This window comes from Pedobacter psychrodurus (assembly GCF_004331735.1).
Taxonomy (GTDB): domain Bacteria; phylum Bacteroidota; class Bacteroidia; order Sphingobacteriales; family Sphingobacteriaceae; genus Pedobacter; species Pedobacter psychrodurus.
This window is the reverse complement of sequence record NZ_SJSO01000005.1, coordinates 382,169-391,649: the sequence shown is the minus strand read 5'-3', so window position 1 is coordinate 391,649 and position 9,481 is coordinate 382,169. Positions and strand designations below refer to the sequence as shown.

Here is a 9,481-nt window from a genome sequence, read left to right as displayed (position 1 = left end):
GGGCCATCATTGCAGATAGCATCTTTGGTACAGAGCAGAACTATGAACTTCTGGAGAGCAAACAGATAAACAACTACCTTAAGTTTCCCTCTTATCAGGCCGAACAAAAGCAAAGCTACCGTCAGAATCCTTTTTTGAAAGATAACTTCGGCTATGATGCAAGTACTGACAGTTATACCTGTCCGAATGAAAAACAACTTACCTTACAGTCCAGCTATTTTCAAACCCATAAACGAACCGGCTACCAGTCTGCAATTAAAGAGTACCAATGTAAAGACTGCAAGAAATGTCCTTTTTATAAGCAATGCTGCAAATCTACTACAGGCGAGAACAGGATGATCAAGGTAAATGAGAAGCTGGATACTTATAAACATCAGGCCAGAGGAAATCTGAATAGCGAAATGGGAAATGTCTTAACCGAGCAGCGCAGCATTGAAATAGAAAGCTGCTTTGGCGACATCAAACATAACATGGGGTTTAGAAGATTCCATCTTCGTGGATTAAAAAAAGTGGAAACAGAGTTTAGTCTGGTTGCGATGGCGCATAACCTTAGAAAACTTCGGATCAAACAAGAGAAAACGGCTGTGTAAGCCTTTTTAAACCCTATTTCTTGTGTAGTCAATCAAAAGGTATTCAACAAAATAAGTTCGGCAAGATATTCTATAGCTTCTATAGCTATAGAAAAAGGAAGGCTGACCAAATTAGCAATATACCTTTTTAGTCAGCCCCATTGGGAATCTTAATGCCTTTGTAAGGGTTTGTAGGTTGCATTAAGATTCCCGCCTGCGCGGGAATGACGAACGATTTTTAGAATCTGTCACTGGTAGCGCAGTGAAGGATCTTTAAAAACAGAGATAGATCCTGAACAAGTTCAGGATGACGATCGCGTTAGTGGAGGCAGCGTTAGTGATTGTTCAGACTAATGCAATAGAAATCCCTAACTCCATGTCCTATGTGTCTTCCCTCTGTTAACTCGGTGGTTAAAAAGCCTGCGCAACTATTTTTCAGAAAAATAATGTAGGTTTGTTTACTAAAACGCTAGCCACTAAATAGTTTATTTGTATTTTGGCTGCACCAAACAATTTTATGCGCTTCTCAAAACTTCTAGCCCTCCTTGCTGGCTTATTTTTCTTTAGTAATAGCTACGCCCAAACTTACGTAGTAACCAGTAATGCCGATAGCGGACCTGGTACATTGAGGGAAGCATTAACACAAGCAGCCATAGCCAATAGGATAACTACGTTTACCATTAACTTTAATTTACCGGGTACGCCTAGCGACAACGCTAACCGTACCATCAGGTTGCGTTCAGCACTACCTATAGTCTCGTCAAACGTAGTTATTGATGGCACATCTCAGGCAGCCTGGCCAGCACTTGGTGTTTCTGGAGCAAAGGTAATTCTGGAGCCAGAATATCCTAATTCTACATTTTCGGGTCTGGTAATTGGCCAGTCTTCAACCACGCAGATCCAAACTACAGGGGTTGAGGTTTATGGTTTGTACATAAGGAATTTTGCCACCATCAATAACTTACAAAATGTAAATATGGCTCAAGGCTCGGGAATTGTAATCGATTATCGTGCAAATAATATTACAATTGGTGCTCCAACTAAAGGAAATGTTATAGGAGGCAACGTTAACGGTATTATTATTCAGAATAGCTATTATTTTACCACCATCACCGCAACTAAAATTAAGATCCAATCGAACTTAATCGGGGTGATATATGATGGAATAACGCCAAACACCAATGTTTTTGGTATTTCGGCCAATTTATACGATAGCGCGCTAGATGTTGGTGGTGATAATGCTGGTGAAGGAAACGTGATTGCAGCAAACCGGATTAATGTAGATATCACCCGATCATCGTACTCCACTAACGCAAGGTTTGATGTCAACGTGATCAATAATAAAATCGGGGTTGATTATACAGGCAAGAAAGACTTTCATGAGCTACCGATATTTCTTTCTTCTTCCGCTTTAGAAATTGCAGGTTTAAAAGTTAATGCCATCAATACTGCACTTTATGTGCGCAACAACATTATCGGAGGAAATAGAACTACAGGCATTTCGATCACCAATTCCGACTTCATTTTAACTGGTAACGCTATAGGTACCGATGCCGCCGGAACAGTTGTAATGGGTAATGGCATTGGCGTTAGGATAGAATCGGGTGCAGGAGGAACTATCGGCGGCGCAACACCTGCCGAAGCAAACTTAATTGCCAACAACAATTTCGGAGTTGAAACGGTATCTTCAAAGCCTGTAAAAATTACAAGGAACAGTTTCTTTTGCAACAAGACATTTGGGATCGGAAAAACATTATCTATCCTTCAACCCTACATTCAAGTATTGAAAAAAAGAAGTGACTATGTTTCAGGTAAGGCTACTCCCAACTCAGAAGTAGAATTATTTTATACTGTAAACTGCCAGGGTATCTGTGAGGGTAAAACCTACATCGCAACCGTACAAGCTGGTAGCGATGGCCGTTGGGAATATAACGGAAGCCTTAGCGGAATGGTTACTGCAACAGCCAGTTTATTAAATGCTACCACCTCCCCTTTTTCTACAGCAGAATTACTACCAAACGAAGCCATAGTAGAACCCGTAACCTGTAATGCCAACGGATCGATCACGATACCTGAGGTGCGTGAGGGTTTTACCTTTAACTGGGTAAAGATAGAAACTGATGGTAGCCGTGTACCTAAAGGAAGTACACAAAGTATTTCCAATTTAGATGTAGGCACTTACGAAGTAACTGTTGATGATGGCTGCAAAGCATTCCCATCAGTGTTTATCATCAAAGATCAGAAGTTAACCAAACCCACTATTTTGCCAGTCTCGCCTGTATGCGGACAAACCTCTTTTACCTTTACTGCCGAGGTTTTAAGGGGAAAGGGCGTATTAAAATATGAATGGATAAATACCGCAACAAATGCCGTGGTAAGCAGAAGCAATCCAGCTAGTTTGCCAGAAGGTACCTACATCGTAAAGGCCTCAGATGAGGCAAGCTGCACGTTAGATTCTGATCCGATTACGGTTAAAAGGAAACCCCAACCTAAAATTGGGAATCCAACTAAAACTACTTCTGCAGCGTGTGGTAAAGAAAACGGATCCATTGTCGGCATCACTATTATAGATGCAACAGGTACGTTAAGCTACAAATGGTTTAAACGTGATCCGATCACAGGGATTTTAGGTACTGATGTTGTGTCGAATACATTGGACCTGGAAAATGTTGGAGGTGGCAACTATACCTTGTCTGTTTCTGATGAGGGTCAATGTTCGCCAGTTTCCTCATCTTTCTTTATCGGTACTTATAGTGATGTTACCATTAATGGCGGAACAGTAACCCCGGCCAGATGCGGTGTTAACAATGGTGTTATTGATGGTGTATCGATTACCAATGCCGATACCTACGAGTGGTTAAGCCCAGCTGGACAAAGCATCAAAAAAGGAACGTACTCACCTGGCATGTCAATAAAAATGATTGACCTAGCACCAGGAACTTATACATTAAGAGCCAGCAATTCGCTATATACCTGCACTTTAGACAGGACTTTTAGGGTGGATGCATTAACGCCAACTGTTTATACTTTTACGCCAACCGTTAACAACACTACCTGTGAGTTGATTAACGGAAGTATTAACCTAAACTTCAGTTCCATTCTTCCAACATTCTTTAAATGGGTAGATGAATCAGGAGCTACAGTTGCAGGAGCAACCAAAACAGGGAACATTATTGAACTTAAAAATTTGCCAGGAGGCAATTACAGGATGTTCGCTTATGATGTGAACAATTGTGAAACCATTTTAGGGCCTTATGCCATCAATATTACGCCAAAACTAAACATCGTATCGAATACGGCAACTGTAATTAAAGATGGCTGTACCTTACAGAGAGGTTCTGTTAAAGGCATACAGGTAATTGGTGGTATTCCAGCTTACGATTTTAAATGGATAAATGAAGCTGGTGAAGCCGTTCAATATACCCAAGATTTGATTAATGTTGGCGCAGGCACTTATCGCTTAGAGGTTAAAGACAAAACATCTTGTGGTTATGCTATCAGCGAGGCCTATACAGTAGTAGATGAACCTTTTAAAATCATAGCTCCACTCATCAACGATTTACGCGTTTGTTATGTTTCTGATATCGTTTTACCTGTAATTGCACCAGAAGAAGGAACTTACCAGCTCTTTGAAAAAATTGACGATACCAAGCCCTTTTTAGAAAACACCAACGGAATATTCAAATTTAAAGTGGCCAAAACAGCCGATTACTTCGTGAGGAGAAAATTAGGTTCTTGTACCAGCGAGTTCACTAAAGTGCACGTAGAGGTAACACACGATAACCTCGAGGTAACCAATACCATGACCCCAAATGGCGATGGCATGAACGATGTTTGGCAAGTGAGGGGCTTACCGGATTTCAAAGGGAATAATATTAAAATTTATACCCGTGGTGGCCAATTGGTATACGAATCAATCGGCAACTACACCAAACCTTTTGATGGTAGGTTTAGGGATAAGGAATTACCAGCAGGTGTTTATTATTATGTGATCGATTTGCGAGCCGAATGTAAACCACTGGGCGGTAGTATAACGCTTTTGCGTTAAAACTGTCGGCTAGGGCAAACCACTTGATAACGGTTATTTAATAAAATACCCAGTACAATTTCGTGCGTGCCATTGTTTACCGAGCGTAAACCTGAAGTATTAACATCATAAGAATAACTCAGGTTTACCAACGAAGCAATATTGAGTCCGGCCAAAAGCGAAAAGGAATCATTGTTTCTGAAACTGGTACCCACCCAGAATTTATCCTGATAGGCGAATTTCAAATTGGCATCGAAAGTAGCTGGAGAGTTGGTCCAATACGAAATCAAACCTGAGGGAATCATTGCGATATCCTCATCCAGAAATATTTTATAGCCCGCCGTTCCGTAAAAAGTAGCCGCTTGGTAGGGACTGGTTTTAACTTGATTATTTACAATACTGCTTTTATTTCCAACGAGCTGTTTTGCTGAAACACCGGCAAAAAATCTTGGACTATACAGCCAAATACCTGCGCCAATATCCGGTCTTATTTTATTGTTGTAATCGGCAGAGAATAAAGGATCGCCAGATTCGTCAGCTATAATCCCACGCACATCAACACTAATTGATTTAAATCCGCCAGATAAACCAACTGATAAATTTACTTCGTTTGTAATCCCTAGATGATAAGCATAGGTTAAATTAACATTTGTTTGCCTAACCAAACCAGCTTTGTCTGTCATGGCCACCAGGCCAATTCCATGGTGAGGTTCGGCCGCAGTATAACTGTTTACAAAACTTCTGCTCATTGGATTATCTCCATTCCCGGCAAATGAGTTTACATTGCTCCGAACAAAATCTTCGCCAATAGCAGTGCTTAAAGAAAGATATTGTGTACTTGGGGCACCTTCTAAACCGCTCCACTGTTTGCGTAAACCTATTTTTAAATCCGTATAATTATCTATTCCCGATAGTGCAGGGTTCAGTAGAATATTGTTAAAAATATATTGGGTGCTCCGGGGAATTTCTTGTGCATAGCTACAAAAAAAGAGGCAGGCAAGCAGAGAGAGCGCGTAAAAAAATTTCATTTAGACCTTTAGTGATGCGTTAATTGATTGATAAAAAAAGCATATCAATACAAGGGCTAAGATAATAAGTTGTAGCCAATTATAAAGTATTTAATATTTATCTGCTCATTAACTTCAAAGAGGCCCTCTAGCCAACCGTACTAATTAACCCTTCTTTTAAATTTCGATATAAAACCGATAATTTTTATCTCAAAAACCACTACTTCTTTTGATGTAACCTCAAAATATTGTAAGTTTAAAGTTTTTTAAGCGCTTAGCTTAGAAAAAAATTTTATCTCCATCAATGTTACGTGTCGATAGTTCTAAAACCTGTAAAGTGGTGTACTCTTTGTGCAAACATGAGTACTTGGGCTATTTAATTGAACCTCACGTTGTTCAACTCAATCCACAAGGAGATTTTTCTTTTACTTATCAACGGGTTTTTACGCATACCGCAGAAGAATTTAGCGCCTATTTAAGTGATATTGATTATAAGCTGATCAAGATTTTAGATGACATCGAGCAAGACTCGCTGATTAAAAAATATTATAAAAAACTAATCAGGCCAACTGAGTTTTTCACCAAAATTTTCGACAGTAAATTTTACGAAAATGTCCGCCCTAAAATCGAGAAGAAACTTGCCGAAGCTTTAGAGCTTTTAAAGGTAAAAAACGAGCTTTATGTAATGGACAAAGATGGCTGGCCGGTAGAACGCAAAATCGAACTGGCCGATGAGCCCGCATCTATTCTTTTTCATTTCCGCCGGAATGAAACTGAAACACGTTATTTTCCGACCATCAAATATCAGAATCTGCGCATCGAATTTATGTTTAAAGAAGCGCAGATCATTAGCAACAAACCTGCATGGCTATTGCTTAATGATGTATTGTACTTTTTTGATCAGGATATTGAAGGGAAAAAATTGCAGCCTTTTTTAAATAAACGTTTTATTGCCATACCCAAAACAACTGAAGCCACTTATTTTGAAAAGTTTGTTGCCCCTTTAATAGAAAAACACCATGTGTATGCCGAAGGTTTCGAAATTAGAACCGAACAGTTTGAAGCCACACCTGTAATTAAAGTTTTATATGTAGACGGCGGACTTTCTCAGATTCAGTTGTACTTTAAATACGGCGAATATACTTTCCCAGTAGAGAATGCGCACAAAGTAACTGTACGTTTAGAAAAAACTGCCGATAACTATATTTTCCACCGCATCAAACGTTCGGCAGAATGGGAGAAAAAACAGTTTAATTTGCTGTTATCGTTAGGACTAAAAAAAACGAGTTCTTTATTCAGCAACCTGGAAGTAGCTTCTGCCGACGAAAATCCAAGTTACGGGGCTATAAATTGGGTAAATGAACATATCGAACTTTTAGAAGCAGCAGGATACGAAATTGAACAGGCCACTGGGCAGAAAAAATTTGTTTTAGGCGCCAGCAAAATAGATCTTGAAGTTAAAGAAGGAAACGATTGGTTTGATATTCATGCCGTGGTATGGTTCGGAAAATACCAGATTCCTTTTCTTTCGCTAAAACAACATATTCTACACAAAAAGCGTGAGTTTTTATTGCCCGATGGCGAGGTGGCCATTATTCCCGATAAATGGTTTACGCAATATGGTAGTTTATTCAGTTTGGCAGAGGCTGGAAAAACGTTAAAATTAAAGAAACACCATATCGGTCTAATCAACGATTTGGCCGAAGATAGCCTAGCTAACGTTACACTCGAGCGTAAGTTACAGCGATTATCAGATTTCGAAGATATCGCCGATACGCAGATGCCCGTTCACTTTAAAGGTAGTTTACGCGATTACCAGAAAGCCGGTTATAACTGGTTCAGCTTTTTACGCGAATACAATTTTGGCGGGTGTTTAGCCGATGATATGGGTTTGGGTAAAACCATCCAAACATTAGCCATGCTGCAAAAAGTGAAGGAAGATGATCAATTGCTTGAAACGCAAACCACCTCACTCATCATCATGCCTACCTCTTTAATTTATAACTGGTTAACAGAGGCTAAAAAATTCACACCAAAGCTTAAAATACTGGCACATACGGGCACTAATCGAAATAAAGATGTTGCCAATTTTGCCAATTACGATATCATCATTACCACTTACGGTGTAACCAGAGTGGATGTAGATGAACTGAAAAATTTTTATTTCAACTACATTATTCTCGATGAAAGTCAGAACATTAAAAACCCGGCATCAAAATCATTCAAAGCCGTTAGAAGCTTAAAATCGAAACATAAACTGATTCTGAGCGGTACGCCTGTAGAAAATTCGGTAAGTGATTTATGGTCGCAATTAACTTTTTTAAACCCTGGTTTGCTGGGCACACAGGCATTTTTCTATGAAGAATATGTACAAGCAATAGAAAAGAAAAAAGACGAAGAAAAAGCGCGTAAACTGCAATCGATTATTAAGCCATTTGTGCTTCGTAGAACGAAAGAGCAAGTAGCAGCAGAATTACCCCCTAAAACGGAGCAGGTAATTTATTGCGACATGAGCGAAGATCAGGCCGCTTATTACGAGAAAACAAAATCTGCCTACCGCAACGACTTATTGCAAAGCATGGACGATGGAACTTTCGCCCAGAAACAGGTGCAGCTTTTACAAGGATTAACTGCCCTACGTCAGCTGGCCAACCACCCCGTAATGATTGATGGTGCCTATGTTTCAGATTCGGGGAAGTTTGAAAACGTAATCCACACTTTAGATAACGTACTTAAAGGCGGGCATAAGGTTTTAGTATTTTCTCAGTTTGTAAAACACCTGGATATCTTCAAAAAACATTTTGAAGCGGAAAATATTCCATTTGCTTATCTGGATGGTTCAACCCGTAACCGCGGCGAAATTGTTTCCGAATTTCAGCAGAATACCGAACTGAAGGTCTTCTTAATCTCGATAAAAGCTGGTGGTGTGGGTTTAAACTTAACCCAGGCCGATTATGTTTTTATCCTCGATCCATGGTGGAACCCTGCGGTAGAACAACAAGCGATCGACAGAACCCACCGTATCGGTCAGGATAAAAAAGTTTTCATTTACAAATTTATTGCAAAAGATACCGTTGAAGAGAAAATATTGGCCTTACAAAACCGTAAAAAATCGCTGGCAAACTCTTTAATTACAACTGAAGAAAGTTTCTTTAAATCATTGAGCAAAGAAGATATAAGGGATATATTAAATTAAAGTCGACATAGGCAATTGATTCATTAGTCATTGGTTCATTCATGAACATGTCGCAAGCTGGATATATCTCGAAATATCGTCATTCCCAACTTGATTGGGAATCTTAATGCATTATAAATATGCAACACATTAGCTTTAAGATTCCCGCATACGCGAGAATGACGATTATGCGAACAATAAAATCCTCTTAAATGATCTTAGGTTTCTTAGGTGGTGAAATTTTTCTCTGTGGTAGTCCCTATATTTAATTTTCTTTCAAAACTCATTTCCCCCTTACTTGTTATACAGTAGAACATAAATTTTACCATCATGACAAATCAAGATTTTAATACCGCTGTAAACAACGTTAAAGAAGCCTGGAAGTACCCAGAATTATTCACAAACGTTTCAAAATCTGAGCGTTGGTTATCGGGCGCTGCAGGAACATATTTGCTCTTTAAAGGTATCACCAGCATTTTTTCGCATCCTGTAATTGGCCTAACTGGAGCAGCAATTGGCGCAGGATTACTGTATCGCGGCGTTACGGGTTATTGCCCAATGCGCGATTTGGCAGAACAGCGCAGAGAAGACATTGCCCCTGACGAAGTAATTATAAGCGAAACCTATGTTGTTGACGATTTGGGGTAAAATTTTAAATACCAATTTCCATTTCTTAATAAACTGGTTAACTTTAAAAAGTTAA

General features: G+C 39.4%; 5 protein-coding genes. 4 read left to right on the top strand and 1 reads right to left on the bottom strand.

The features are described 5' to 3' along the window. Window positions 1-590, top strand: a 590-nt coding sequence (locus EZ456_RS08495) for a transposase (RefSeq protein ID WP_165501280.1), incomplete at its 5' end; no start/stop codon positions are given. 496 nt (window positions 591-1,086) lie between these two features. Continuing rightward, complete coding sequence (locus EZ456_RS08490; protein WP_131529178.1) at window positions 1,087-4,617, top strand: gliding motility-associated C-terminal domain-containing protein; 3,531 nt, start codon at window positions 1,087-1,089, stop codon at window positions 4,615-4,617. Here the strand turns inward: EZ456_RS08490 and EZ456_RS08485 are convergent. Next, the gene (locus EZ456_RS08485) at window positions 4,614-5,624 is read right to left on the bottom strand and encodes a PorP/SprF family type IX secretion system membrane protein (RefSeq protein ID WP_131529176.1); all 1,011 of its coding nucleotides are present in this window, start codon (window positions 5,622-5,624) and stop codon (window positions 4,614-4,616) included. The genes EZ456_RS08490 and EZ456_RS08485 overlap by 4 nt on opposite strands. A 283-nt stretch (window positions 5,625-5,907) precedes the next feature. Here EZ456_RS08485 and EZ456_RS08480 point away from each other — a divergent pair, with 283 nt between their 5' ends. Then, window positions 5,908-8,799, top strand: coding sequence for a DEAD/DEAH box helicase (locus EZ456_RS08480; RefSeq protein ID WP_131529174.1), 2,892 nt, complete (start codon window positions 5,908-5,910; stop codon window positions 8,797-8,799). A 309-nt stretch (window positions 8,800-9,108) separates the two neighbouring features. Beyond that, window positions 9,109-9,426, top strand: a complete 318-nt coding sequence (locus EZ456_RS08475) for a YgaP family membrane protein (RefSeq protein WP_131529172.1) — start codon at window positions 9,109-9,111, stop codon at window positions 9,424-9,426. Window positions 9,427-9,481: the final 55 nt, after the last annotated feature.

Bases quoted from the DNA above. Each gene is read 5' to 3' on its own strand.
- EZ456_RS08480 (WP_131529174.1), top strand. From the start codon at position 5,908: ATGTTACGTGTCGATAGTTCTAAAACCTGTAAAGTGGTGTACTCTTTG.
- EZ456_RS08475 (WP_131529172.1), top strand. From the start codon at position 9,109: ATGACAAATCAAGATTTTAATACCGCTGTAAACAACGTTAAAGAAGCC.
- EZ456_RS08485 (WP_131529176.1), bottom strand. From the start codon at position 5,624: ATGAAATTTTTTTACGCGCTCTCTCTGCTTGCCTGCCTCTTTTTTTGT.
- EZ456_RS08490 (WP_131529178.1), top strand. From the start codon at position 1,087: ATGCGCTTCTCAAAACTTCTAGCCCTCCTTGCTGGCTTATTTTTCTTT.